The sequence below is a fragment of the Pseudomonas hefeiensis genome (assembly GCF_030687835.1).
Lineage (GTDB): Bacteria > Pseudomonadota > Gammaproteobacteria > Pseudomonadales > Pseudomonadaceae > Aquipseudomonas > Aquipseudomonas hefeiensis.
In genome coordinates, this window is sequence record NZ_CP117449.1 from 6,256,093 (window position 1) to 6,281,952 (window position 25,860).

18 protein-coding genes and 2 pseudogenes are annotated in these 25,860 nt (G+C 63.4%); 9 read left to right on the forward strand and 11 right to left on the reverse strand.

Going from position 1 to position 25,860, the window contains the following annotated elements:
- The first annotated feature begins 27 nt into the window (after positions 1–27).
- Both PSH57_RS28330 and PSH57_RS28335 read left to right on the forward strand, forming a co-directional pair.
- Positions 28–408 carry a RidA family protein gene (locus tag PSH57_RS28330; RefSeq protein ID WP_003229509.1) on the forward strand — a complete coding sequence of 127 codons (381 nt, stop codon included), beginning with the start codon at positions 28–30 and terminating at the stop codon, positions 406–408.
- Positions 409–461: 53 nt separating this feature from the next.
- Complete coding sequence (locus tag PSH57_RS28335; RefSeq protein WP_305386891.1) at positions 462–1,202, forward strand: hypothetical protein; 741 nt, start codon at positions 462–464, stop codon at positions 1,200–1,202.
- Positions 1,203–1,346: 144 nt separating this feature from the next.
- Here PSH57_RS28335 and PSH57_RS28340 read toward each other — a convergent pair whose 3' ends face one another.
- Entirely contained in the window at positions 1,347–2,204 is an 858-nt protein-coding gene (locus tag PSH57_RS28340; RefSeq protein WP_305386892.1) for an SDR family oxidoreductase, read from the reverse strand.
- Positions 2,205–2,392: 188 nt separating this feature from the next.
- Here PSH57_RS28340 and exbB point away from each other — a divergent pair, with 188 nt between their 5' ends.
- From exbB to PSH57_RS28370, 6 genes are all read left to right on the forward strand, one after another.
- The gene (gene exbB, locus PSH57_RS28345) at positions 2,393–3,373 is read left to right on the forward strand and encodes a tonB-system energizer ExbB (protein WP_305386894.1); all 981 of its coding nucleotides are present in this window, start codon (positions 2,393–2,395) and stop codon (positions 3,371–3,373) included.
- Between the two features lie 6 nt (positions 3,374–3,379).
- Positions 3,380–3,808 carry a TonB system transport protein ExbD gene (gene exbD, locus PSH57_RS28350; RefSeq protein ID WP_256229750.1) on the forward strand — a complete coding sequence of 143 codons (429 nt, stop codon included), beginning with the start codon at positions 3,380–3,382 and terminating at the stop codon, positions 3,806–3,808.
- On the forward strand, positions 3,805–4,560 hold the full coding sequence (locus tag PSH57_RS28355; RefSeq protein ID WP_305386895.1) for an energy transducer TonB family protein: 756 nt from the start codon (positions 3,805–3,807) through the stop codon (positions 4,558–4,560). Before exbD ends, PSH57_RS28355 begins: the two co-directional genes overlap by 4 nt.
- Before the next feature lie 295 nt (positions 4,561–4,855).
- On the forward strand, positions 4,856–5,776 hold the full coding sequence (locus PSH57_RS28360; protein ID WP_092394970.1) for a hydrogen peroxide-inducible genes activator: 921 nt from the start codon (positions 4,856–4,858) through the stop codon (positions 5,774–5,776).
- Positions 5,777–5,785: 9 nt separating this feature from the next.
- A complete protein-coding gene (gene recG / locus PSH57_RS28365) occupies positions 5,786–7,861 on the forward strand; it encodes an ATP-dependent DNA helicase RecG (RefSeq protein ID WP_305386897.1) in 2,076 nt (691 codons plus the stop codon).
- A gap of 78 nt (positions 7,862–7,939) precedes the next feature.
- Positions 7,940–9,340 carry an aminoacyl-tRNA deacylase and HDOD domain-containing protein gene (locus PSH57_RS28370; protein ID WP_305386898.1) on the forward strand — a complete coding sequence of 467 codons (1,401 nt, stop codon included), beginning with the start codon at positions 7,940–7,942 and terminating at the stop codon, positions 9,338–9,340.
- A gap of 202 nt (positions 9,341–9,542) precedes the next feature.
- Here PSH57_RS28370 and PSH57_RS28375 read toward each other — a convergent pair whose 3' ends face one another.
- Entirely contained in the window at positions 9,543–9,920 is a 378-nt protein-coding gene (locus PSH57_RS28375) for a helicase (protein WP_305386900.1), read from the reverse strand.
- A gap of 529 nt (positions 9,921–10,449) precedes the next feature.
- On the opposite strand from PSH57_RS28375, the gene PSH57_RS28380 reads away from it, so the two are divergent.
- Positions 10,450–10,833 carry a DUF6124 family protein gene (locus tag PSH57_RS28380; RefSeq protein WP_305386902.1) on the forward strand — a complete coding sequence of 128 codons (384 nt, stop codon included), beginning with the start codon at positions 10,450–10,452 and terminating at the stop codon, positions 10,831–10,833.
- A gap of 1,128 nt (positions 10,834–11,961) precedes the next feature.
- On the opposite strand, the gene tagQ is transcribed toward PSH57_RS28380, so the two are convergent.
- The 9 genes and pseudogenes from tagQ to PSH57_RS28425 all read right to left on the reverse strand — a co-directional run bounded on the left by tagQ (position 11,962) and on the right by PSH57_RS28425 (position 25,856).
- Positions 11,962–12,891 (reverse strand): type VI secretion system-associated lipoprotein TagQ, encoded by a 930-nt coding sequence (gene tagQ / locus PSH57_RS28385; protein ID WP_305386903.1) that lies wholly within the window; start codon positions 12,889–12,891, stop codon positions 11,962–11,964.
- A gap of 85 nt (positions 12,892–12,976) precedes the next feature.
- Positions 12,977–14,705 (reverse strand): annotated as a pseudogene (locus PSH57_RS28390) (formylglycine-generating enzyme family protein).
- On the reverse strand, positions 14,698–15,894 hold the full coding sequence (locus tag PSH57_RS28395; protein ID WP_305386907.1) for an ABC transporter permease family protein: 1,197 nt from the start codon (positions 15,892–15,894) through the stop codon (positions 14,698–14,700). Before PSH57_RS28395 ends, PSH57_RS28390 begins: the two are co-directional and overlap by 8 nt.
- Positions 15,894–16,610, reverse strand: coding sequence for an ABC transporter ATP-binding protein (locus PSH57_RS28400; RefSeq protein WP_305386908.1), 717 nt, complete (start codon positions 16,608–16,610; stop codon positions 15,894–15,896). Before PSH57_RS28400 ends, PSH57_RS28395 begins: the two co-directional genes overlap by 1 nt.
- Positions 16,610–19,660, reverse strand: coding sequence for a serine/threonine-protein kinase (locus tag PSH57_RS28405; RefSeq protein WP_305386909.1), 3,051 nt, complete (start codon positions 19,658–19,660; stop codon positions 16,610–16,612). Before PSH57_RS28405 ends, PSH57_RS28400 begins: the two co-directional genes overlap by 1 nt.
- A complete protein-coding gene (locus tag PSH57_RS28410) occupies positions 19,657–20,388 on the reverse strand; it encodes a PP2C family protein-serine/threonine phosphatase (RefSeq protein ID WP_305386910.1) in 732 nt (243 codons plus the stop codon). Before PSH57_RS28410 ends, PSH57_RS28405 begins: the two co-directional genes overlap by 4 nt.
- Complete coding sequence (gene tagF / locus PSH57_RS28415) at positions 20,389–21,042, reverse strand: type VI secretion system-associated protein TagF (RefSeq protein ID WP_305386911.1); 654 nt, start codon at positions 21,040–21,042, stop codon at positions 20,389–20,391. It lies immediately after the preceding gene.
- Positions 21,039–24,539 carry a type VI secretion system membrane subunit TssM gene (gene tssM / locus PSH57_RS28420; protein ID WP_305386912.1) on the reverse strand — a complete coding sequence of 1,167 codons (3,501 nt, stop codon included), beginning with the start codon at positions 24,537–24,539 and terminating at the stop codon, positions 21,039–21,041. Before tssM ends, tagF begins: the two co-directional genes overlap by 4 nt.
- Positions 24,536–25,856 (reverse strand): annotated as a pseudogene (locus tag PSH57_RS28425) (DotU family type VI secretion system protein). Before PSH57_RS28425 ends, tssM begins: the two are co-directional and overlap by 4 nt.
- Positions 25,857–25,860 lie beyond the last annotated feature (4 nt).

The following is a 25,860-nucleotide window of genomic DNA, read 5'->3' on the forward strand; positions in this document are numbered from 1 at the left end:
CTCCCCATCCATTACAAGGAGTCATAAATGACCAAGACCGTTATCACCAGCGACAAAGCCCCGGCCGCCATCGGTACGTATTCCCAGGCAATCAAGGCGGGCAACACCGTGTACATGTCGGGCCAGATCCCGCTGGACCCGAAAACCATGGAACTGGTAGAAGGCTTCGAAGCCCAGACCGTGCAGGTGTTCGAGAACCTCAAGGCCGTGGCCGAGGCTGCCGGCGGTTCGTTCAAGGACATCGTCAAGCTCAACATCTTCCTCACCGACCTGAGCCACTTCGCCAAGGTCAACGAGATCATGGGCAAGTACTTCGACCAGCCTTACCCTGCCCGCGCCGCCATCGGCGTGGCTGCCCTGCCAAAGGGTTCGCAGGTTGAGATGGACGCCATCCTGGTCATCGAGTAACAAGCCCGGCGCAGCCTCCCCCCGCTGCGCCGTTTTCGTTTAAGGATTCCACCATGCGCAAAGCGCTTGCTCTTTCGCTGGCTGCCCTGCTGTTGGGCGGCTGCGCCAGCGACCCTGCCGACCGTGATATCAGCGGCACCTGGATCAACCAGGCGGCGATCGACGCCGCCGCCAAGGGCGGCCCGCTGCGCGAGGCGCTGCAGGCCTATGGCCCGAACCTGGAATGGGACGTTAATACCCGGGCCGGCCAGGCGCGTTACACCAACGGCTTCGAGAATGTCGAAGGCAAGGTGCTGGGCGAAGCAGACGGTGCGTGGAAAGTCGATTTCTACGGCAGTTCCGCCAGCGAACTGCAACGCGACGGTGATCAGTTGAACCAGACCGCCACCGAGAACGAGCCGCAGCAAGTGTTCGAGCGCGCCCAGGTCCAGGTGCCGGAGGGTGCGCCGCTGGGCGCCAGTTTCGAGCGGGCGCTGTATACCGCCTACCTGGGCGGCACCTGGAACATCGTCAACGGCCCCGGCCAAGGCGCCAACGTGCAGTTCCAACCCGACGGCCAGATCACCGGGCTGCCAGGCGCCGACCGCTACGCCCTGTGCCTGGCCGGCGATTGCGCCTCCATGAGCGGCGGCAACGACAACATCTGGCTGCAACAGAACGGCCAGGGCAACACCTGGATCTTCTCCCGCGACGGCAAGAAGCTGGAAATTTTCCAGACCGTTAATGCGGCACTGGCGGATGAAATGCCTTCGTTCACGCCGGGTGACCGGCAGTGGGTGTTGGAAAAGCAGTAACGCGGACTCCCTGTGGGAGCAAAGCTTGCTCGCGATGACGTCGTCACAGACAACACCTCTGTTGGCTGTAAAACCGCTATCGCGAGCAAGCTTTGCTCCCACAGGCTCGTCGCTCCCACAGTTGTTTTTGGGGTGCCTGGAAGATCAGCAGCGCCCTTCCAGAATCGCCGCATACCCCTCACGAAAACTCGGATACCGCGGGGTCCAGCCCAAGGCCTTCGCCCGTGCATTGCTGCAACGCTTGCTGCCGGCGCGGCGCACGCTGGCGTTCTCGGCCCATTGGGTGACGCCCATGTAATCACGCAGCCAACCCACTACCTCGGCCAGCGCGGCGGGAGCGTCGTCGACGCCGATGTAGCAGTCTTCCAGGGTCTTGCCCTGGCGGTCGGCTTCCAGCAGGAAGGCCAGCAGGCCCGCCGCGTCGTCGGCATGGATGCGGTTGGCGTACAGCGGCGGGTCTTCCACCACGCTATAGCCCTGGCGCACCTGGTTCAGCAACCATTCGCGGCCCGGACCATAGATGCCGGTCAGACGCACACGGCTGGCCGGGATGCCGCTGTCCAGCGCCACCTGTTCAGCTTCGAGCATCAGCCGGCCGGAATAGCCACCGGCCACGGTGGGCGAGGTTTCATCGACCCACTCGCCACCCTGCTGCCCGTAGACGCTGCTGCTGGACACAAAAAGCAGTCGTTTTGGCTGCTGTCCGTGCTGCTTCAACCAGCTCAACACATGCTGCAAGCCTTGGACATAAGCTGCGCGGTAACCCGCTTCGTCATGCTCGGTGGCGGCGACGCTGTACACCAGGTAATCCAGCGCATCGGTGGGCCAATCAGCGGGACATTGCTCGCTGAACAGATCCCCCGCCACCCCGACCACCCCGGCCGGCAGCTGCGAAACGGTACGGCGCAAGCCGTAGACCTGCCAATGCTGGGCCCGTAACTGGCTCGCCAGGCGGCCGCCGATATCACCGCAGCCGGCGATCAAAACAGAAGGCGCGGACATCAAAATCTCCTTTCATAAAGCCGCAGACTAGCTGCCTGAGGGGACGAGCGGCTAGCAATGCAGGAAAAAAAGATACTGTATTACTTTTGTTAACAAGAATTACTTGCAATAATGCCCGCCACTTTTGTTCTCGGCCCCACGAGGCCTGGAAGAACATCAACCTTCTTTTTCTCTCAGGTCCGGCCAGCATGACACGCTATCTCTCCTCCGCTTCGCCAACCAACCGACCTCGCGCCTGGAGCGCCATGGCAGCCCTGCTGCTCAGCCTGCTACTGGCGCCCACCGCCGCGCTCGCCGATGCCCAAGCGCCAGCCACGACCCCGGCCACCGCACCCGCGGCCAGCCAGACGCCGGTCGATGCCGCCGAACCTGTAGCGGCCCCTCAGGCCACCGACCCGGCCCAGGCCGTCGAAGCCAGCGCCGCAGACACACCTCAAATGCTCGAAGCCGATAATACCCTGGGCATGGCCCACGATCTGTCGCCATGGGGCATGTACCAGAACGCCGACATTATCGTGAAAATCGTCATGATCGGCCTGGCCATCGCCTCGATCATCACCTGGACCATCTGGATTGCCAAAGGCTTCGAACTGATGGGCGCCAAGCGCCGCCTGCGCGGTGAAATCGTCAATCTGAAAAAAGCCACCACCCTCAAAGAGGCCAGCGCCTCTGCGGCGAAAGAAGGCACGCTCGCCAATCTGCTGGTTCACGACGCCCTCGAAGAGATGAGCCTGTCGGCCAACAGTCGCGAGAAGGAAGGCATCAAGGAACGCGTGAGCTTCCGCCTCGAGCGTCTGGTCGCGGCCTGCGGTCGCAACATGAGCAGCGGCACCGGCGTGCTCGCCACCATCGGTTCCACCGCGCCGTTCGTCGGCCTGTTCGGCACCGTGTGGGGCATCATGAACAGCTTCATCGGCATCGCCAAGACCCAGACCACCAACCTCGCTGTCGTGGCACCCGGCATCGCCGAAGCCCTGCTTGCAACCGCTCTGGGTCTGGTCGCGGCGATCCCGGCGGTGGTCATCTACAACGTGTTCGCTCGCTCCATTGCCGGTTATAAGGCCCAGGTCTCCGACGCTTCGGCCGAAGTCCTGTTGCTGGTCAGCCGCGACCTCGACCACCTGCCACCCGAGCGTGGCTCGCAACCGCACATGGTGAAAGTGGGGTAATCGGCCATGGGCCTGCATTTGAAAGAAGGCGCAGACGACGATCTGGCCGAGAACCACGAAATCAACGTCACGCCGTTCATCGACGTGATGCTGGTGCTATTGATCATCTTCATGGTGGCCGCTCCGCTCGCCACCGTGGACATCAAGGTCGACCTCCCCGCCTCGACGGCCAAGCCATCGCCACGGCCGGAGAAACCGGTATTCCTGAGCGTCAAGGCCGACCAACGACTGTTCCTGGGCGAAGACGAGGTCAAGGCCGATAGCCTCGGCGCGACCCTCGACGCCCGGACCCAGGGCAAAAAGGACACGACGATCTTCTTCCAGGCGGATAAAGGCGTGGATTACGGTGACCTGATGAACGTGATGGATGCCCTGCGCGCCGCCGGATACTTGAAGGTCGGCCTGGTCGGACTCGAGACGGCGCCCAAGAAATGATCACGACGCGCCAAAAGCTGACGCGTTACAGCGGTAGCCTGGCCGTGGTGCTGGGCGTGCATGCGCTCGCCATTGCCCTGGCGCTGAACTGGACGTCAAACCCGCCCATTGAATTGCCGCCCCAGGCGATGATGGTCGAGCTGGCGCCGGTTCCGGCTCCACCACCGCCCGCACCGCCTAAAGTCGTCACGCCACCGCAGCCTCCGGAGCCGGTCGAAGAACTGCCGTTGCCTAAAATCGCCGAAGTCGAGAAACCGGAAATTTCGGTGCCCAAACCGGTCAAGCCCAAGCCTAAACCGCCCAAGCCCAAGCCCAAACCCGTGGAGAAAAAACCGGAACCGCCCAAGGAAGAACCGTCAGAGCAAAAGCCCAGCGATACTCAGCCGACCAAGGCACCGACCGAGAAATCCGCACAGCCGGCGCCTGGCCCTTCCCCCGCGCAAATGGCGGCCAAGGCCAGCTGGCAAGGCACATTGCTTGCGCACTTGGGCAAGTACAAGAAATACCCTGCCAGCGCCCAGTCGCGCGGCAAGGAAGGCTTGAACCGTTTACGGTTCGTGGTGGACGCCGAAGGCAACGTATTGTCCTTCGAGCTGGTGAGCAAGTCCGGCAACGCCGCCCTGGACCGGGCGACCCTGGAAATGATTCGCCGCGCCCAACCGCTGCCCAAGCCACCGGCCGACATGCTGGTTAACGGCTCCATCGAAATCGTCGCGCCGTTCGTTTACTCCATCGACAAGCGTCGGCGTTAACCCATTGGCAAGCCCCTGTTACAGGGGCTTCTTGCTTCGGGTGAAGGGAACGTATCTGTAGAGCAAGGGACCTGTGGGAGCAAAGCTTGCTCGCGATACAGGCGCCTGGGTTCCAGAGAAGACCGCGTTAGCTTCATCGCGGGCAAGCCTTGCTCCCACAAATAAATCCATATTCATCGATAAATCCCCTCGCCACACCCACATTAGACAGTGTCACACCGCGCCCCCAGTCTGATAACGTGCGTCTATCGATTGCAGCCGGTATGCTTGGCTCGCAACTTCACGGACGCTTGCCATGACCCTCACAGAATTACGCTACATCGTCACCCTCGCCCAGGAGCAGCATTTCGGTCATGCGGCCGAGCGTTGCCATGTCAGCCAGCCGACGCTGTCGGTGGGCGTGAAAAAGCTTGAAGACGAGCTCGGTGTGCTGATTTTCGAGCGCAGCAAAAGCGCCGTGCGCCTGACCCCGGTGGGCGAAGGTATCGTTGCCCAGGCGCAAAAAGTCCTGGAACAGGCCCAGGGCATCCGTGAACTGGCCCAGGCCGGCAAAAACCAGCTGACCGCGCCGCTGAAAGTCGGTGCCATCTACACCGTCGGCCCGTACCTGTTCCCGCACCTGATTCCGCAACTGCACCGGGTCGCCCCGCAGATGCCGTTGTACATCGAAGAAAACTTCACCCATGTGCTGCGCGACAAACTGCGCAACGGCGAACTGGACGCGATCATCATCGCCCTGCCGTTCAACGAAGCCGATGTCCTGACCCTGCCGCTCTACGATGAGCCGTTCTACGTGTTGATGCCGGCCCAGCATCCGTGGACCCAGAAAAAATCCATCGACGCCGCCCTGCTCAACGACAAGAGCCTGCTACTGCTCGGCGAAGGCCACTGCTTCCGCGATCAGGTGCTCGAAGCCTGTCCGACCCTGACCAAAGGCAGCGAAGGCGCCAAGCACACCACGGTGGAATCCAGCTCCCTGGAAACCATTCGCCACATGGTCGCCTCGGGCCTGGGCATTTCGATTTTGCCGCTGTCGGCAGTGGACAGTCATCATTACGCCCCTGGCGTGATTGAGGTTCGCCCACTGACGCCGCCCGTGCCGTTCCGCACCGTTGCCATCGCCTGGCGCGCCAGCTTCCCGCGACCCAAGGCCATCGAGATCCTCGCTGACTCGATCCGCCTGTGTTCCGTGGCCAAGCCGCCCACTGCCAAGTAAGCCACGGCCATGACTGAGCTGTCGAAAGTGCCGGTCACGGCACTCAAGGGTGTCGGTGAAGCCATGGCCGAGAAGCTGGCCAAGGTCGGCCTGGAAAACCTTCAGGACGTGCTGTTTCACCTGCCGCTGCGTTATCAGGACCGCACCCGCGTCGTGCCCATCGGTCATTTGCGGCCGGGGCAGGACGCCGTGATCGAAGGCACCGTCAGCGGCGCCGACGTGGTCATGGGCCGGCGCCGTAGCCTGGTGGTGCGCCTGCAGGACGGCACCGGCGGGCTGAGCCTGCGCTTCTATCACTTCAGCAATGCGCAAAAGGAAGGCCTCAAGCGTGGCACCCGCGTGCGCTGCTACGGTGAAGCGCGGCCCGGTGCGTCCGGGCTGGAGATCTATCACCCGGAGTACCGCGCCATCACCGGCGACGAGCCGCCGCCGGTGGATGAAACCCTGACCCCGGTCTACCCGCTCACCGAAGGCCTGACCCAACAGCGCCTGCGCCAGCTCTGCCAACAAACCCTGACCCTGCTCGGCCCCAGTAGCCTGCCCGACTGGCTGCCCAACGAACTGGCCCGGGATTATCAACTGGCGCCACTGGCTGATGCGATTCGTTACCTGCACCATCCGCCGGCCGATGCCGATGTCGACGAACTCGCCCTTGGTCATCATTGGGCCCAGCACCGGCTGGCCTTTGAAGAGTTGCTGACCCATCAACTGTCCCAGCAACGTCTGCGCGAAAGCCTGCGTTCCCTGCGGGCCCCGGCCATGCCCAAGGCCAAGGACTTACCGGCCCGCTACCTGGCCAACCTCGGCTTTAAACCTACGGGGGCCCAGCAACGGGTCGGCAACGAAATCGCCTACGATCTGAGCCAGCCCGAGCCGATGCTGCGGTTGATCCAGGGTGATGTCGGCGCCGGCAAGACCGTGGTTGCCGCCCTCGCCGCGCTGCAGGCCCTGGAAGCCGGTTATCAAGTGGCGTTGATGGCGCCTACCGAAATTCTTGCCGAACAGCATTTCATCACCTTCCAGCGCTGGCTCGAACCGCTGGGAATCGAAGTCGCCTGGCTGGCCGGCAAGCTTAAAGGCAAGAATCGCGCAGCAGCCCTGGCGCAAATCGCGGCTGGCGCGCCGATGGTGGTCGGCACCCATGCCTTGTTCCAGGACGAAGTGCAGTTCAAGAACCTGGCGCTGGTGATCATCGACGAACAGCACCGCTTCGGCGTGCAGCAGCGCCTGGCCTTGCGGCAGAAAGGCGTGGGCGGGCGGATGTGCCCTCACCAATTGATCATGACCGCCACGCCGATTCCGCGGACCCTGGCCATGAGTGCCTACGCCGACCTCGACACCTCGGTCCTCGACGAATTGCCTCCCGGGCGCACGCCGGTCAATACCGTGCTGGTTACCGACACCCGGCGCGTTGAAGTGATCGAGCGCGTACGCGGTGCCTGCGCCGAAGGGCGACAGGCCTATTGGGTGTGCACGCTGATTGAAGAGTCCGAAGAGCTCACCTGTCAGGCTGCCGAAACCACCTATGAAGACCTCACCACCGCCCTCGGCGAACTCAAGGTCGGGCTGATCCACGGGCGCATGAAGCCCGCCGAGAAAGCGGCCGTGATGGCCGAATTCAAGGCCGGGGCGCTGCAATTGCTGGTGGCCACCACGGTGATTGAGGTCGGGGTCGATGTACCCAATGCCAGCTTGATGATCATCGAGAACCCCGAACGCCTGGGCCTGGCGCAGTTGCACCAGCTACGCGGCCGGGTCGGTCGGGGCAGTGCCGCCAGCCATTGCGTCTTGCTGTATCACCCGCCGCTGTCGCAGATTGGTCGCCAGCGTCTGGGCATCATGCGCGAAACCAACGACGGGTTCGTCATCGCCGAAAAAGACCTGGAGCTGCGCGGGCCCGGTGAAATGCTCGGCACACGCCAGACCGGCCTGCTTCAATTCAAGGTAGCCGACCTGATGCGCGACGCCGATCTGCTCCCCGCCGTACGCGACGCCGCCCAGGCGTTGCTGGAACGCTGGCCGGAGCATGTCAGCCCGCTACTGGATCGCTGGTTGCGTCATGGGCAGCAATACGGCCAAGTGTGAGCACGCTCTCAGTTTCTGGGCGCGCCCGCCCGGCAAGCTGGTTATACTGCTCAACTTGTAGGAAAACGGATACAGACCATGACAGAAGCTGCCCTCGTCCCCGAAACCCCGCACGCTCCGTCTGTTATTCGGCTGTTGCTCGAGAAACTGGGCATCGGCTTTGACGAAGTAATCGAACGACCGGGCCTGAACCCCGCCCGTAAAGTGCAGGCCGTTCTGTTACACGATGCCGTTGGCGCCCTCATGGTGCTGTTCCCGCAAAGCCAACTGCTGGACCTCAACCGCTTGGCCGAACTCACCGGTCGCAAACTCACGGCGGTGCCTACTGACCGTCTGGAGCGCATGCTCGGCAAGCACAACCTGAGCCTGCTGCCCGGTCTGCCGGCGCTGACCAGCTCCCCTTGCCTGTATGAAGAAAGCCTGCTGCGCGAGCCGAAGCTGCTGATCAACTCAGGCGAACCGGGGCTGCTGCTGGAAGTGACCAGCGAGGCCTTCAAGACCATGCTCACCAAGGCCAGCGCCGCGACGTTCGGCGAAGCCGTGAGCAACATCACCCCGAACCTGGACCGTCCGCACGACGACCGCGCGGAAATCACCCAGGCTGTGCAGGCGTTCACCGCCCGGCGCATCCAGCAACGGCTGGAAGAAACCATCGAAATTCCGCCACTGGCCGAAACGGCGCAAAAGATCATCAAGCTGCGGGTCGACCCGGACGCCACCATCGATGACATCACCGGCGTCGTGGAAACCGACCCGGCCCTGGCCGCGCAAGTGGTGAGCTGGGCCGCCTCGCCGTACTACGCCTCGCCCGGCAAGATCCGTTCGGTGGAAGACGCCATCGTCCGGGTACTGGGCTTCGACCTGGTGATCAACCTGGCACTGGGCCTAGCCTTGGGCAAAACCCTGAGCCTGCCCAAGGACCACCCGCAACACACCACGCCGTACTGGCATCAGTCGATCTACACCGCCGCCGTCATCGAGGGCCTGACCCGCGCCATGCCGCGCGCCCAGCGTCCTGAAGGCGGCCTGACCTACCTGTCCGGCCTGCTGCACAACTTCGGTTACCTGTTGCTGGCCCATGTCTTCCCGCCGCACTTCTCGTTAATCTGCCGGCACCTGGAGGTCAACCCGCACCTGTGCCACAGCTACGTGGAACAGCACCTCTTGGGCATCAGTCGCGAGCAGATCGGTTCATGGCTGATGCGCTACTGGGACATGCCCGACGAGCTGGCCACCGCCCTGCGCTTCCAGCACGACCCGCACTACGACGGCGAATACGCCGCCTACCCGAACCTGGTATGCCTGGCCGTGCGCCTGCTGCGCGCCCGGGGCATCGGCTCGGGTCCCGATGAGGAAATCCCCGACGCCCTGCTCGAACGCGTCGGCCTGAGTCGCGACAAAGCCAATGAAGTGGTGAGCAAAGTGCTGGAGGCTGAGGTGTTGTTGCGCGAACTGGCTTCGCAGTTCAGCCATGGTTGAAATAGCTCATGATCAAGCCAGCCTGGCAATCGGGCTGACGAGCCCTTTGTGGCGAGGGGATTTATCCCCGCTGGGCTGCGAAGCAGCCCTAAAAACCTGCTTCCCCGGTTAAGCAGGCTGAACACAGTCAGCCCTTTTTGGGTCTGCTGCGCAGCCCAGCGGGGATAAATCCCCTCGCCACAGGTACCGCAGCAACTCAAAACTAGGCTTTGGCCTTCTTCGGCTTCAAATACCGCATCAACCCCTGAAACCAGATCACCAGCGCCGGATTGCCCTTGATCTGGATCGACTTGTCCTGAATCCCGGTCATGAACGCCAACTGCTTGTTCTTGGCCTGCATCGTCGCGAAGCCATAGGCCGCGTCCTGGAAGGCGATGGCGAACGCAGGTTCCGGGTAGGTGCCGGACTGGCTGGTGATGCGCTGGTCTTTCACCGTGAAATGCCGGGCGACCTTGCCGTCCAGGGTTTGCAGTTGAAACACCAGCTCCTTGTCGCCCAACTGCTGCTGGAACGCCGGATTGGTCCGACTGGCCCTGCCCATCAACAACCCCAGCATCCACAGCAGAAAGCGAAATTTCATGGGCACGGCCTCGTAAGAAAGATGAATGGCGGGGGCAGTTTAGCGATTCCACGGTGGAACGCCATCATCGGATCGCTTTAGCGGAAGATAAGCTTGTTTTCACGAAAGATGACCGCCAAGTCACAAAACCAAAAATCAAAAGATCGCAGCCTTCGGCAGTCCCTGCACTCATTTCCCGCAGGAGCTACCGGAGGCTGCGATCTTTTGCTCTTTTCCCCCGCCACACCCTCGGACATTTCCTTCAAAACGCCGCGCTGTTCATGAACTAGGCAGCGCTTTCGAGCGGCGATAACCTTTGTCCGTCATCGCAAAAAACGGTGACACGGACGTGCAAGTCCGATCTAGGAACGCATTCGTTATGGCTATTCGCCGAGCATTTTTCTATGCTCGCCGATTGTTATGGCGGCTGCGCGTGGGAGACTTTCGAGTCTGCCGGGTTCCTGGACCGGTCTTGCACACCTACGTACAGCTGCCACCTTTTTTCGAAGTGCAATCGAAGGGTGTCGGCTCCACCTCCAGGGAAATCATTATGTTCAAAGCAACACCAAATCCGCCGCAAAGCGGCCACAAATCCCGCGTCGAAGCCCTCGAAGAAAAGAAGCTTGAAGACGCCGCCACCCGCGCTCTCGATTACTACCTCAAACCCCAACCTTCCTCACCGCCCGAACCCGACAAACACCAGCTTTTCATCGTCTCCCCTCACATCGACACCGAAACCCTGCTCGCCAACGCCTCCGAAGACCTGCTATCCATCAGCACCATCGCCGCCGACCTGGCCGATGATGTCGATGACTCACGCCGCTGCGTAGCCCTGGCGATCAGCCGCATGGCTGATGGGGTTCAGTTGTTGGTTGAGCGGGCGTTGGATCATCTGGATACAAAAGAGATGGCGGCGCCTGGGAGCAAGGGGTAGCGCTTTGCTTTGATGCAAGCTGTGCCGACGCCTTCGCGAGCAAGCCCGCTCCCACAATTGGATTGAGGTACGACCAGAGAGACAGGTCGGCTACCAGGCCGCCTCGCGAGCAAGCTTTGCTCCCACAGGTTCTGCTCAAACAAGTCGGATGGGTGTACACCCGCTAAAGCCAGGCCGGCTACCAGGCCGCCTCGCGAGCAAGCTTTGCTCCCACAGGCTCTGCTCAAACAGGTCTGATGGGTGTACACCCGCTAAAGCCAGGCCGGCTGTCAGGCCGCCTCGCGAGCAAGCCTTGCTCCCACAGGCTCTGCTCAAACAGGTCGGATGGGTGTACACCCGCTAAAGCCAGGTCGGCTACCAGGCCGCCTCGCGAGCAAGCTTTGCTCCCACAGGTTCTGCTCAAACAGGTCGGATGGGTGTACACCCGCTAAAGCCAGGCCGGCTATCAGGCCGCCTCGCGGTGGACGTTGATCTTGGGGCCCCGTTAACCACGCTGGCCGAACGCAGGTATTGCGCAGTGGGCATCCCGGCATGGATGCCGGGATAGCCGCGCTGGGCCATGGATGGCCCTTCGCGGCGGGCCCACGGAGCAATGCCTGCGTTCGGGCATGCCGAGCCTAGGCGAGGCACCAAGTGGTGGGGCAAGACCTTTTGGTTACTTTTGGGGCGTTTGCCAAAAGTGACCCGCCGTAAGGGCGGAACCCTAAGCCGCCGTTACCGCAGCAACGGATATGTACCCAGTCAACCAAATCCTGGCTGGCTATCAGACCGCCATCGCGAGCAGGCTCGCTCCCACAGTTTGATCGGAGTACAACCGGGAGAGCCAGGCCGGCTGTCAGGCCGCCTCGCGAGCAAGCTTTGCTCCCACAGATCTGACGGGCGTACGACCGGGAGAGCCAAGTCGGCTGTAAGGCCGCTTCGCGAGCAACCTTTGCTCCCACAGGGGATTAAAGGTTGTCGCGGATACTTCAGCCAGCACAAAACAAATGTGGGAGCGAGCCTGCTCGCGATGGCGGCGTATCAGTCAACATTGATGTCAACTGAACCGACCCTATCGCGAGCAAGCCAGCTCCCACAGGTTTGGTGCAGTGATCACTCCCGAGGGGATGATCAACAGCGTTCACTCAATCAAACATTCGGGCAAGGCACCGGTGCCCAGTCACCCAGGTCCGGGTTTTTGCACATGCTGTTGACCTGGCTGGTGCCGGCGCTGGCAACCTGCTTGCTTTCATCCTGCTTGGCCTTGGCGGTCTGCAGGGTTTTCTCGGTGGTGACCGCTTCTTTCGGCACGCTTGGCAACACCGGTTTTTTCGCCGGCTTCACAGCTTTTTTGGTCTTGGTCGAAGCCACAACCGGCTTGGTTTCCGCGGTCGCCACGGTCACCACGTCAGTACGCTGCACACCCACTTGTTGCAGGTCTTTTTCATAGGCCTGGGTGTAGTTGTTCAGGTCTTCGGCGGCTTTGCCGTTGACCGCGACGATCAGGTCGTTGGACTCTTTCAGGCCAGAGACGATTTCTGCCAGGCGCTTGCGGCCTTCAGTTTCGTTGACGGTCTTGGCCTTGCGGTCAGCCACCAGCTTGGTGAACGCGCTCTGGTAGCACTGCTGCGAAGCCTTGGCGTACGCGGTGCTGCGGTCGATGTCGGCGGCGCTTTTGTTGACGTCAGCGGCGTAGGAGGCGATGCGCTGGTTGTCATCGGCGATCTGCTTCTGACGCTCGGTGTAATAACCGGTTGCGCCACCGGCCAAGGCACCACCGGCTGCACCGATGGCGGCGTTGCGGCCACGGTTTTCCGAATCGGTCAGCGCCCCCAACAGGGCACCCCCGACCGCGCCAACGGCTGCGCCGGTGAGTACCGACTTGGTCATGTTCCCCTCGGTGGAGCGCAAGTGCTGCACCGGCTCGTAGCAGTTAGGGTAATACTCGACCTTGGTGCTCGACGCGACCTTGGACGTCGGCGACGTCGCGCAGCCGGTCAGTACAGTGCTGAAGCCGACAGCGACCATCAGCAGGTGACGCTTGGAAACCGAAGCAAAAGGTGTACGGGAGAAAAGCATGATTGTGTTCTCTTTTTAAGTGTTGACCAGCTCAGCACGGCCCACCGCCGCCTGAGTCCCTTCCAAGCTCGCTGTCAATCAACGATCAAGACCGCTGACCGCTCGATGCGAGCAGTTCCTTCAATATCGCCGCCGGGTCGGCCCGTTTTTGCTGACGATAAGCACCGACATGGCGAACGAATAACGTTGCGCGCGCCACCAGGCTCTTGCCCAGCACCGGCTTGCGCTCCAACTCCTCCTTGATGCGTTGAAACTGCGCCTGGATCACGGCATCGGTGTAGCGCGTGCCGGTGGCCAGGTTGTCGATGTAAATCGCCACGGCGCCATCGAGCGCGCTGCGGCCGTTGTTGATGGCCGTGGCGAACAGCTTGGCGCTGGCCTCGTCCTTGGCGTCCACGGCCTGCTGGCGACTGTTCTGTAAATTGGTCAAGCGGATGTTGTAGTTATTGATGGTCTCGGCCACCAGGGCCGCCGACTGGATCAGGTTGCCCGCCGCTTCCTCGCGCTGCTGAGCGATGAGCGAGACGTTGCGCTTGAGCTCTTCGTTGACCAGCCCCAGCTCGGCTTGCAGGCGCGGGTCGACGCTGGCGGCAATGATGCTGTCCAGACGCTTGGTCGGGTCTTCAGCTTCATCGATGGCATCGGTCAGGGCCGCGAGACGGCCTTCTTTCTCCCATTGGGCGAACAGCTCCTTGTAACGCGAGCGCGGCGCCGACAACGCCCCGACCGCCACGCGAAACCCGGTGGTTTCGTTGCTTTGCTCGGTGCCGTCGGCGGCAAACAACGGATATTCGCGGCGCATCCCGGTGAACAGCGTGCCTTCGCCTTCCAGGTAGTTGCCACCCTTGACCACGAAGCCCCCGTAGGCGCCCTGGCGGCGACCGGCATGCACCAGCTGGAAAGACTCCTGAACCATTTCGGCGGCGTTGCCGATCACGTCGAACAAACCGATGGGGTTTGGCAGTTTGATGCCGACGGGCATCAGCCGCGCCGCCTGGCCGGTGCCGCCAGCGACCTGGTTAAACACCGCCCAGTCAGCCAATGGCCCGTCGCTTTCACTGCCTTCCAAGCGCCGGGGAAACAGGCGTCCTTCCAGGTCCTGGCGGCTGACGGCTTGCCCGCCACGGGCGGCGAATTCCCACTCGACTTCGGTGGGCAAACGCACAAAGCCCAGCCCGCCATCTTCGGCCGAGGTACCGCGACCGCTCACCGGCAGCAGGTCCTTGTGGTATTTCATCAGCCAGGCGCTGTACACCGCCGCAAAGCGCTCCGCCTCGAACTTCGACAGCTTCACCTTGGGCAAACGCCCGGCCATGCCTTGGGGCAGCTCGGCTGTGAGGGTCTCGCAGGCCGGCGCGGGTTCACCGCTGGCCAACGATTGCGCCTGGGCCATGACCTGGGCGTATTGGCGAGCGGTGACCTCGTATTTGCCGATGAAGTACAGCATCGGCTTGAGCGGGGTCTTGGCGTCAGCCTTGGGCATCAACGGCGCGATGGTTTTGTTCCAGTCCTTAGGCAGGTCCTTGAGGGTGAACTGACCATTGATGAAGTCCCGGCGATAACCGGAAATGAACGACTGCTTATAGCCCGGCCTCGCCTTCGCTGAACGGGTAGCCAAGGCTGATCTCCCGATCGTCCAGGGTGCCTTGGGCGAGGATGTAGACGTAACGGAACATCATTTGCCCTTCGCACGGCAGCGGCAGGCTGACGTCACCGGGCAACGGTTTGGGGTTGTCCAGTTTGTCGGTGCTTTCGTCGGCCCAGGCTAAACCGGCCAGGCTCAGCGCCACGGCGGCGCCCAATAACTTATACATCGCGAATTCCTTCACACGCCTGGATGCGCGCCACCCGCCAGCCGCCACAAGCCGCCGCCACGGCGCTGACGCCGAGCACGGCCACCAGGGCCAAGGTGTAGTGACGCAGCAGCAGATGGCTGGCGTACTCGCCCGGCAACTGCGCAAATAAATAATTGAGGCCCGACTGCGCCAGGCCATACAGCCCGACACTCAACAGGGCCGCCAGTGCGGCGCTGTAGAGCGCCTGCAACACCACGAACAACAACAGCGCTGCCGTGGAAACCCCCAGCAGACGCAACACCGACAGCTCCCGACGCTTGCGCTCGACCGCCGCCAGCGCACCGGCAAAAATCGCCGCGAACGCTCCCGCCAACGCCAACCCGGCGATGATCCAGAACACGATCGACAGGTTGCGGCTCAGCGATTGCACCTGTGCGATGGTCTGGGCCTGGGTGGACACCAGCAGGTTCTGCGCCGCGAAATACTCGCGCAGCGGCTCCACATCACCCAGGCTGCGGGCGTACAGACGAAACGCCGGGTACACCCGCTGAGCGCTCTGCCCCACCGCATCGCCCGGCCAGCCGAACGCGGGCACGGCGCGACCGTCGCGGTAATCCTCGGCCGCTTCCAGCAGCGCCAGCGGCGCGAACAAACCATCCCGGGCAAAAGCTTGCAACGGCAGTACGTGCAACACCTGCACTCGCGTGCGCTGCGCCTCGCTACGACCAGCCACCTGTCGACCGAAACTGGCCTGCAGCCAATCACCGGCCTTGGCGCCGAGCTTTTCGGCGGCGGTGTGGCTGAGCACCACTTGATCCAGCCCTTGCGGCACCGGCAAGCGCTCAAGCAAAGGATCATTGGCCGCCGTGGGGATCATTTCGACGGTGACGGGCGCAGCCTCGCCGCTCAAATCCGCAGTGGCCGCAATCTGCCGCGTGCGGGCCAGGGCAAACGCCACGTCGTTGCGCCGGCCCAATTGCTCGACGAACTCAGCGCTGAACCGGCCGCCGCCCAACGGAATGATTTCCCGGGTAGCCGGGTCATTCTCCAGGCGCTCGGTAAGGCTGCTGACCAGGCCGAATTTCAGGCCGAACAGGACCAGCAATGGCGCGACCACCGCCACCAGCGCCAGCACCGAACAGGCCGACAGCCAGGCATCGTTTCGGTAATCCTGCCAGGCCAGGGAAGCCACCAGCGCGCTGCGCATCAGCAAACCTCCCCGAGGGTCGCGGTGACGCCGCCATCGGCGTCGCGACGACAACTGATGCGCCGCACCTGCAAACCGCTGGCGCGGGCCAGTGACTCATCGTGGGTAGCGACCACACAACACACACCGTGATCGCGGGCCTGGGCCACCAGCAACTGCATGACCCGCTCAGCGTTCAGCGGGTCAAGGGCGGCGGTGGGTTCATCCGCCAGCAACAGGCGCGGCCCATGCGCCAGGGCGCGGGCGCAACTGACCCGCTGGCGCTGGCCGACGGACAGATCTGCCGGCTTCTTGCCCAGTTGATCGGCGATGTCCAGTTGCCCGACCAGGCGCGTGACGCTGCCGTCATCCGTCATGCCGAGCAGTTTGCGCGACAATTCGATGTTGCCGCGCACATCCAGAAAACCCAGCAAACCACCGGTTTGCAGCACATAACCGAGATGCCGGCTGCGCAGGTCCGCCAAGGCGCCCTGCTGCCGCGCACGCCACAGCGCGGCGATGTCCAGCGGCGTGTTGGTCGGCGTGAAGTCGAACTGCCCGGCCTGATCCGGCGCCAGCACCAAGGCCAGCAGATCCAGCAAGGTGCTCTTGCCGCAACCGCTGGGGCCGACCACCGCCAGTTGTTCGCCGGCACACAATTGCAGCCGAGGAATCACCAGGCTGTAGCGCTGGCTGCCGACGCCCCGGCTTTTGTGTACGGCGCTCATGCTCAGCATCACGGCAGCGTCGACAACGGAACGCGGTACAGGGCATCGCCCGGCTCGGCATCGCCGAACCGCACCCAGTTGGCCAGATCGTTGTGGAAGGTCTCGTAGAGACGGATTTTCGAATCCAGCTCGTCGATGAAATCTTCCTGCTCGGCCACGCTCAGGGACAGCCACAAATCCTGGGTCATGTTCAGCGACTTGCTGCGGTACGGCAGCCCTTCGAGGTACTCGCCGAGAATCCCGCCGTCAGCCAGGTTGCCCCCTTTGCGCAACGCCGAAGGATCGCGGCTCATGTAGGCACTGGCGCTGGCGATTTCCTGGAAGAAATCCTTGGGCGACGTCTGGGTCTTGCGCGCCGCATCGACGATCAGTTTCAGCGACTGCTGCAAGTCGTTGAGTTGCAGTTTGGTCAGCATCACGCACACCTGGAACGCCGGCAGCGCCGGGTTGGTCAGGTCACGGTCAGCGGTCCAGGCGCTGACCAGTTGCGGGGCCTGACTGGCAGATTTGCGCCCCAAAAAGTCCATGTGCATCGCGTAGCCGACCGCCGCCGATTTATCGGTCAGGCTCGGCGCCGCGCTCAACTGCGGGACGCTTTGCGGTTGGTTGCTGCGCACCTGATGCACCAGGTCGGCGAACACCGAACCGATCTCGTCGACACGCTCGCCCAACTTGCGCACATCGGCGCCCGGCACCGGAATGTACAGGTCACCGATCCGCGGGTTGGCGTCGGCGGTCAGGGTGCGATATTGGCTCTGCGCACCGCCGTGGGTTTTCTTGCCGGCGTCGCTGAGCAGGTGCAGGGCGTAGATCTTGATCTGTTTGCCCAGCGCCGCTTGACGCACTTCGGCTTCGTTCATTTGCGTGGCGGCAAACGGATCGTTCTTGCGCAGGGCACCGGCATCGGTGACCAACAGGATCAGGCGCCCGCCATAACCGGACCAGTCCATGCCCTCCACCGCTTCCATGACGCCGGCAAACGCATCTTCGTTGAACGAATGGCTCGACACCGTGGACGCCTTGACCTGTCGCGCCATCTCCATGAAGCGTTGCGGATCGCGGCCCTGCTCCAGGGTGATCAGGGTCTTGGCGACGTACTCCAGGCCGGGGGTTTTCCGGGTGCTGCTGCGAAAACCCACCATGCCGAAGCTGACACTGTCCAGCTCGCCACGCTCGGCGATGCGGCTTTGCAGTTCGTGGACCACGTCGCGGACTTGATCGATGTACGGCTGCATCGACACGGTGGTGTCCACCACCAGCACCACGGCGGTACGGAACGCGTCAGCGTTGGCGGTGCTGATGGGCGTGTTGGTCGTAGCCCTCGGCGTGTTGCCAGGGTCGATGGACGCCACGTTCAGCAACTGCACCGGCTGGCCGGTCTCATCGAAGCTCTCGCGGGAGTCGAAGATCGGCAGCAGGTAGAACTGGTTCTGCGGCACGGCACTGGCGGCCGGTTCCAGGGCCAGCACTTGCTGGTTGTCTTCGCGGTTCTGCTGGGCCTTGAGCAACACGTTCCTGGCCGCCGAAGGGTCGGCCAGCAGCTTTTCCACTTCGCCGGGCTGACGCAGGAACATCACGGGCGCGCGGCCGGAACGCTCGGTGAACTTGAGCACCAGGCTTTGCTTCCAGTCGCTGACCTGAGTGGCGGGCAACCAACCGTCGCTGCGCCCGTCCGTGGCCGCGCCGACCCGCAACCAGGGGCTGCCATCGAGGTCTTTGCGCTCATACACGTACAACACGGAAAACGCCGGCAACGCCTTGCCGGGCGCAGCGCCCGCTTCTTCAGTGAGCTTGGCGCCCGGTTTGCTCAGCACGCGCTGGAACAGGGTTTTCTTGCCAGCCATCAACAATGGACGCTGGCCGCCATCGGCCTGCGTCGCCACAGGCGGTTTTGCCGGGGGCACTTCAGGCGCCTTGACCGGCGGCGGATCAACCGGCGACGTCGAGACAATCGGCGGCTTCGCGTCTTCTCCACCATCGCCCGACAGCCACCAATAACCCGCGCCACCCAACGCCAGCGCCACGGCCACCGCGACAGCGGCCAGTGCGAACAGCGGGGTCTTGGGCTGCGACGAAACGCTGGACCGTTGAGTTGGGCTCACCGGTGGCGGGGTTGGCTTGGGCTGGGATTGCGGCTGTGCGGGCCCTGTCGGAATGTCGATGGAGACCGGCGTCAATCCCGCCAGATCATCGCCGGTCGGTTTCATCGATACAGGGATCGGCAACGGCCGGATCAGCGTCGCGTCCGAGGATTCCTCGGGCAGGTTGTCCAGCGCCCGCAACAGCGCCGCCGCATCCGGGAAACGTTCCGCCGGATCCTTGGCCAACAGCTTGCGCAACACGTCCTGATAACGACCGTGATGCACCGGCAATTCCGGCAACGGTTCGGTCAGGTGCGCCAGGGCCGTGGACAGCGCGTCATTGCCGGTATACGGCAGTTTGCCGACAAGGATTTCGTAGAGCACCACGCCCAGGGCATACAGGTCGGCCCGACCGTCGATGTCTTGCCCACGGGCTTGTTCCGGGCTCATGTAGCTGGGCGTGCCAACGGCGAAACCGGCCTGGGTGAATTGCGTGCGGTCGTCCAGGGACTTGGCGATGCCGAAGTCCGAGAGTACCGCCGTGCCGTCGGCGCGGAACAGGATGTTGGCCGGCTTCACGTCACGGTGGACCAGACCCAGGCCATGGGCATAACCCAGGGCCGAGGCAATCTGGCGGATGTAGATCAGGCCCTGCTCCGGCGACAGGCCGGCGGCGATGCGCTCCTTGAGCGTGCCGTTGGGCAGGTATTCCATGGCCATGTAATACAGCTCACCGACGTTGCCGATGTCATGGATGGTGACCGTGTGCGGGTGGGACAGGCGCGCCAGGGTCTTGCCTTCGCGCAGGAAGCGCTCGCAGAACGTCGGGTCGGCCGCCAGCGCGGCCGCCATGACTTTCAGCGCCACCTTGCGCTCCAGGGAACGCTGGGTTGCCAGGTAGACGCTGGCCATCGCGCCTTCGCCGATCTCCCCTTCAATGTCGTAGCCGGGGATCTGAATGTTCAAAGCGGGGTTCATGACGGCACCTTCACGACAACCACGGTGATGTTGTCCGGCGCGCCGCGCATCAGACCCAGGGACACCAGGCTGCTGGCGATCTCGCCGGGCTCGTCGTGGTTCAGGACTTCACGGATTTCATCGTCCTCGACGGTCTTGGTCAGCCCGTCGCTGCACAGCAGGTAGCTGTCGCCGGGCACCAGCAGCAGCTCGACCATCGCCAGATTCAGTTGCGCCTCGACCCCGATCGCACGGGTGACGATGTTGGCCCGTGGATGCACCCGGGCTTCGGCTTCGCTGAGCAGGCCGCTGTCCTGCAGGTCCTGGACGTAGCTGTGATCACGGGAGATGCTTTCGAGCTTGCCGTCGCGCAGGCGGTACAAGCGACTGTCACCGGCCCACAGGCACATGCCGCGCAGGTCCCGCGTAACCAGCACCACCACGGTGCTGCCCATCATGGTCACGCCACGGTTGGCGGTTTCTTCACGCACCGCGGCGTTGACCCGCAGCAAGTCGCTGTGCAGCGCGGCGACGTATTCGTCCAGTGAGCGGCCCGCGGCAATGCCGCGCAGGCTGTCGACGATCAGGCTACTGACGTAGTCGCCTGCCGCGTGCCCACCCATGCCATCGGCGACCACCCACAGGCCGTTTTCCGGCAGATCCAGGCACGCGTCTTCATTGACCTGGCGAACCATGCCGACATGGCTCTTGCTTGCAGACTTGAAGGCTTTCCCAGCACTTGGACGCATCTACACAACACCTTCTTGGCCGAGCAAAAATTGCGCAAAATCAGCGGCGGCCGGCAAACCCTGGCACCGCATCAAACCGGGCGCGATACGTTCCGAACCCTGGCCCCACCACACGCTCACGCCTTCGCAGGCCGCTTCGGCGAGGGCACTCAGACGCTGTTGCGGGTCGGTGGCATCAAAGCGATGCAGGCTGGCAAAACGGCTGCTCGGGTTGCGCGGCAGGTACATCGGGCTGCCGAGGGTCTCCAACTGTTCGTTGAACGCCTCGAAACTGGCCTCCACACTCAACGTGCTCAGCAACAGGTTCTCCACCCGCTCAAACCACTCGTCTGCACCGCCCACCACGGACGCCGGGTCCGCGTCGGGGTCCAGCAACACCGCGACGGTCAGCGGAAAATAACGGCCGACCCGGTCGATACTCGGCATCACCACGCCCACAGCGGCGTCTGGCCCACAGACCCCGGGCGCGACCATGAAGCGCCACAACGGGCTGACCAGATAGGCATCCAGCCAACGCTCGCCCAGGCCGGTCTGGCTGGCGAGCAAGCCCGCCGCCAACCACGAATCCCAGGGGCCGATAAAACTCTGGGGCAAGCCACGGCTGACAAAGTCCCCGCGGCTGGCCAACTTTCCATAGAAGCCCGGCGTACTCATAGCCGCTCCGGCAGGCTGAAGCCGCTGAGCACACGGCTTTTGAAGGGGTTGAAGGCGCTGTTGGCCCGCAGCTCGTAAGAGGCGCTGGCGCCGTCGACCCGCAGCCGCAGGTTAAAGCGGTCCGGCGAGTTGCCGGCAGTCAGGTCCGATTGTTCCAACAGGCGGAACCAGGCCCACGGGCCGTCCAGGGTGATGCCGGAACGACCATTGGCCGAGGGCGGCATGATCGAGATCCGCACCACGCCGATGCTGCCGGGGTTGGGCCACTGCATGGCAGTCGGACGGCTCGGGCCGTGGTCGTAGCTCAGTTGCTGGCCGTCGAGATCGAGTAAAAACTGGGTGATGGTCGAGTCCATCGCCACCGGCTTGAGCTCAAAACGCACCAGCGGCTGAGTGCCGCCGGAGCGGAAAAACGCATCGCGGATGGTGGCCGCACGCTGGAAGGTTTGCAGCACGCCGGGGGCGATACCGAGCTTCTGTGCCGCGCCCGGTTGCCAGCGCCAGGCCCGGGTCGAGGTGTCGACGTAGGGTTGCAGGTACTTGCGGAAGTAGTTGTCCATCACCCCGCCGACGCCGAAGAACTGACCGAAGTCGTCCAGCGTCGCGTCCCGCGCACTGCCTGGCGACATGGGATAACGCCCGGCCAGAGACTGACGGTAGATGTTCACCACTTCGCTGGTCCAGGCGGCGTTCAGTTGATTGCGCACTCCGCCCATCATGCTGTTGGTGGTGGAGTTGACCACCGACTTGACCAGGCCCTGCACCAGCGGCGGCTGGCGTTCGGCGTTGAGGCTGACCCGCGTGGCAGCAGCCTGGGCCTGGTTCTTCGCTTCGCCGAGCAGGGCGTCGCCGCTGGCGCCAACCATGGCGCTGACCTGCACGTACAAGGCGTTCATGTCGGCGAGCAGGCCATCGATGGCCGCCGGTTCGCCTTCGCTCTTGCTGACGATGCTGTTGAGCTCGGCGAAATGCGCGGTGACCGGGTCAACGCTGGCCTGAGGTGCGTTTTGCGTCGCCTGCTCCTGGCCGAGCAAACTGCCCAGGCGCTCCTTGAGCTTGTCCACACCGCCTTCGACCTGCTCGCCTTGGGTCGCCAGCAAGCGTTCTTCCTGTTGCAGATCGGTTTCTTTCGCCACCGCCACCAGCAGTTTTTTCAACGGCGAACTTGGCCCGGACAGCACCCGCAAGACATCGGCGGCCTGGGCCACGCTGGTGATCGGCACAAAGTCGATGTCGGCCAGCAAGGCGTCCCATTGGCGCTGGTAGTCCTGGAAATACAGGCGACGCACTTCGGCGGCCAGGCTGGCGACGTCCTGCTGCCCAGCCTCGTCGCGACCCAACACCCATTGTTCTTCAGCCAGCGTTCCAGCCTGGTTCAGGCTGGTGAGCAAGAAGCCCTGGCGGTAGCCCTTGACCGTGAAAAATCCGCTCAATGGCTCGCCCAACGGTTTACCGCTCTTGCGGCTGAACACCAGCGCAGCGTCGCGCCCGGCGGCTTCGTTAAGGCGAAAGTCGGCGATGCCCTCGGGCAGTTTCTGACGTTTGACGCGGTCATAGACGCGCTGGGCCACGGGCAGTTGCTGCAATTGCCGGCGCAGGTCTTCGATCAAACGCGGGTCCAGGCGTGCGGTGGGCGGACGACGCTCGAACAGCGACTGCAAATGCTCGCCCAAGGCCAGACGTTGATCGGCCGGCAGGTCGCGCGGCAGGCTGCGGTCCCAATCCAGGGCAACCCAGGCCTTGATGAAGTCGGCATCGTAGTGCTCGTTGTCAGCGAGCATCAGGTAGGCCTTCAACCCCTCATAGAGAAAATCTGAACTGCCGCCGCTGTGCAATTGCTCTTCGATACGCGTCAGCAAGCGAGGCGCGAACACGGCGATCAGCAACTTGCGATAGACGCTGCCGGACTCGGCTTCGAGCATGTCGCCCTGATACAGGCCCAGGCCCTCGGCCCAATCGGGCGCGTCGTCGGCCAGGTGCTTCACGGCGTTGAGCAGTGGCAATACGGCAAGGACATCACGTTGTGCCGGACTAAGACTTTGCACAGCCTGGCCCAGCGGCGCGACCTTCTGGTCGACCTGGGTGATGTACGTTTGGTTGGCCCGATAGCTTATCCACCACAACGTCGAAACCACCAGCACCAAAGCCACGGTCGAGGCCAATACACCCCGGGCGATCCACTTGCGCCGACGCTCAACCTTGGGATCGACGCCCACCAGCCCACGTTCGGCGAACGCCACGGCGGTGAAGAGTTTTTCGATGAAGTAACTGCGTCCGGTGCCGGTCTGGCGCGCCAGGTGCTGACGGTCCAGGTTCATGCTCTGGGCCATGGAGCCGATCAAGCGATCGATCGGGCTGCCTTCCTGGGTGCCGCTGGTGAAATACACCCCGCGCAGCAGTACACGTTCTTCGAAGGCGTTGGGCTTGAACACGCCTTCGAGGAAACTTTGCAGGCAATCCTTCAAGGCGCCGAACTGTTGCGGGAAACCGTAGATCAAGTCGCGCCGCGCCGGGTCGCGCTCTTGCTGCAAGCGTTCCACCAGACGGTCGTTGAGGCGTTGCTCAAGGCCGGCGAATTCGCTTTGCAGATGCGCCAGCGGGCTGTCGTTGCTCTTGCCATCGTCCAGGGCGAAGGTCATGCCCCAGACCTGGGCGCGTTCTTCCTTGCTCAGGCTGTCGAAGAACTCCATGAACCCGGGTACCAGATCGAGCTTGGTCAGCATCAGGTAGATCGGGAAGCGTACGCCCAGTTGGGTGTACAGTTCCTGGATGCGCAGGCGAATCGCCGCGGCATGAGCCGCGCGCTCGGCGTCGCTGCCCAACAGCAGGTCCGACAGACTGATGGCAATGAACGCACCGTCAATCGGGCGACGGGCGCGTTGTTTTTTCAACAGTCCGAGAAAGCCCAGCCACGCCGCCTTGTCGACGGTCGCGTCGCTGTCCTGGGTGGTGTAGCGGCCAGCAGTGTCGAGCAGCACTGCCTGGTCGGTAAACCACCAATCGCAGTTGCGCGTGCCGCCCACGCCACGTACCGCGCCGGCGCCCAGTTGCGCGGCCAACGGGAAATGCAGCCCGGAGTTGACCAGCGCAGTGGTCTTGCCCGAACCCGGCGGGCCGATGATCACGTACCACGGCAGTTCGTAGAGGTTGCGGCGCTCGTCCCCACCCAGCTTGGCTTTCTTCAACAGCGCCAAGGCTTCGTCCATGCGCTGGCGCAGGGTTTCGAGTTCTTCGGCCGTCGCGATGCTGGTAGGGTCGGGCGGAGTTTGCGCGGCCAGGCTGCGCATGACTTCGGCGGCCTGCCGGCGGGCCTGGATGATGCGAAACACCCGGTAGGCGACCCACACCGCGAACACCAGAATGATCAACGCCCAACGGCGACCTTCGGGCACCAGCCAGTCCAGCAACGGGCCGACGAACCAGATGATCAGGCTCAGGGCAATCAGCCCCAGCAGCGGGACGACCCAGCGGATCATAAAACTGAAAAACACCTTCACTCGACCCCCTCCGCCAATACTGTGATTTCAACCCGACGATTGCGCGCACGCCCCTCTGCCGGTGGCGTTGGAAGCCAACGGCTCGGTGTCGCTTCGGCCTTCGGCGCTGAAGCGCTCGGCCTGGCCGGTCTTGGCCGAAAGAATTTGCAGCACCGACTTGGCCCGCGCCTCGGACAAGGCCCAGTTGGACGGGAACCTGAGGGTGGCAATTGGGCGGTTGTCGCTGTGGCCAGTTACCAGGACCTGGCCCTTGACCTTGCGAATGGCATCGGCGATGCGCAGCATCAGCGGTTCCAGGTCATCGGAAATGCTGGCGCTGCCCGAGGCGAACAGTTCATCGCCACGGATGGTCACCACCGAGCGATCCACGGCATCTTCCACCGCGACCCGACCGGCCCTGATTTCATCGGCCAGGAAACCGGCCAGGCGTGGTCGTTCGATCACTTTGGGCTGCACCACGGGACGGTCGATGGCCTGCACCGGGATTTCCCCCAGGGCGTGGATGTTCTTGAACACCGGCTCGGCATCGGAGGCCAGTTTCATGCGCAGGCCAAACAGCAGCGCCAGCAACAAGGCCGCGCCAATGGCCACGGCGATCCACGGCGGCATGAATTGCGCCAGTCGGTCACGGGCCACGGTGACACCGCGCCAGTGCGGCGACAGCTCACGCTCGTAGTCGCCACGGGCACTGCGGATCACCGCGCTGGTGCGCTCGCGCAAGGCTTCCAGCTGGCTACGCCCGTCGTTCATCACCCGGTAGCGCCCTTCGAAACCCAGGCACATGCATAGGTACAAAAGCTCCAGCAGATACAAGCGCTCCCGTGGGCTTTGCAGGCAATGCTCCAGAAGCTGGAACACCTTCTCGCCGCCCCAGGCTTCGTTGTGCACGGTGATCAGCAGGCTCTGCTTGCCCCAGTCGCTGGTGCCGCCCCAGGGGGTACTCAACACGGCTTCATCCAGGGCGGTGCATAAGGCATAGCGGGCCAGCAGCACGTCATTGCGCACCACGCCGGCGGCTTCGGCGCGTTCCTCGAACTGACGCAGGTACGCCAGCAGTTGCGCCCGCAGGCTGGCCGGAGCCGGGTGGGCAATGGTGCTGCGCAGGCGCGTCAACAGCGCCAGCAGCGGACCGGCTGCGCTTTCCAGCGGGTTAAGGCCTTGGGCCTTGCCGGTCAGGACCGGGGCGGCCGGCATCGACAGCGGTGCGGGCGCCGGCGGTGGACGACCAGAGTCCGGACGGCCAGGATCCGGGCGGAATGGGTCGGCGCCACGGCCACCGGGCGTCGGCATGAACTGAGTACGATCGTCGTTGCTCATCGCG